The organism is Erythrobacter sp. MTPC3 (genome assembly GCF_042854385.1).
Taxonomy (GTDB): Bacteria; Pseudomonadota; Alphaproteobacteria; order Sphingomonadales; family Sphingomonadaceae; genus Erythrobacter.
Window position 1 is genome coordinate 1 of record NZ_BTGP01000035.1, and the last position, 965, is coordinate 965.

Genomic DNA, 965 nt, shown 5'->3' on the forward strand with positions numbered 1-965 from the left:
TCGGCTGATTCTTAGAGATTTAATTGGTAAGAAAAAGGCCGCGCGGCCCTGAGCAATTAGCTATCCCTGCGCCGCCTTTTCTGGCTTTGTTCCGAAATGGGGACCAAATAGCCATCAGCAGCTATCAAACTGTCCTGGTGCTTGAAGCTGGTGAAAATTCCGGGCGAAGGCCAAAACCGGAGCATCAGAATTGCTCGCGTTCCTGTAGCGGATTGCAAAGGAAAAGGCCCCGTCGCATTGCGACGGAGCCTCACAAGAGCTGGCAGAATTTGAGCTCGATCAGTCTTCGCTTGGACCCTTCCCGCGTGACAGGAAATCGACCTTGTCTGCAAGGATTTCGGTGCCGTAGCGGGTGACGCCATCGGCATCGTCCCACTGCGTGTAATGGATGCGGCCCTCTACCGAAATGAGCTGACCTTTGGTGCAGTGTTCGGCGACGGTTTTCGACAGACCGTTGAAGCAGGTCACGCGGTGAAACTCGCTTTCCTTGGCTGTGTATCCGTTCTCATTTTTGTAGGTCTTGCCTTGGGCATTTCGGGCCTGGCGATCGGTGACGACCGTGATTGCCGTGATGCTGGTTCCGCCATTGGTCTGACGGGTTTCAGGATCGCGTGCGAGGCGGCCTGTGAGAATAGCGATGTTGGTCATGATGGTGCTCCTTTTGCGCTTGACCGGAGACCATCTCCGGCTTGCGGACATCCAAGAGAAACAGGTCATGGGAGGACCGCACCGAAGGTCTGAAAGACCGAAGGGAAACGCCGCTCGCAGGGGTGGTGCGGGCAGGCAGCGCAGCTGCCAACACGGCCCTTCGCGAGCGCGCGTTGCCGGCCTCAGCTGAGCTGGTTCAGGACTGTTCGCGACAAATGCCGGACTGGTATCGAGTTACGGACCAAAAGGTCTCGTGCTCTGCCCTACGCAATCAGCTCTCACTCTTGCTTTGCGATGATAACACGAGGTCAATGAAG

Annotated in this window: 1 protein-coding gene; it reads right to left on the reverse strand. The window is 56.5% G+C overall.

Features of this window, described 5'->3' with window-relative positions:
- Nucleotides 1-279 precede the first annotated feature (279 nt).
- A complete protein-coding gene (locus ACGHU1_RS16850; RefSeq protein ID WP_390588880.1) occupies nucleotides 280-648 on the reverse strand; it encodes a single-stranded DNA-binding protein in 369 nt (122 codons plus the stop codon).
- Nucleotides 649-965 lie beyond the last annotated feature (317 nt).

Coding starts and splice junctions, on each gene's coding strand:
- ACGHU1_RS16850 (WP_390588880.1), bottom strand. CDS start 648: ATGACCAACATCGCTATTCTCACAGGCCGCCTCGCACGCGATCCTGAA.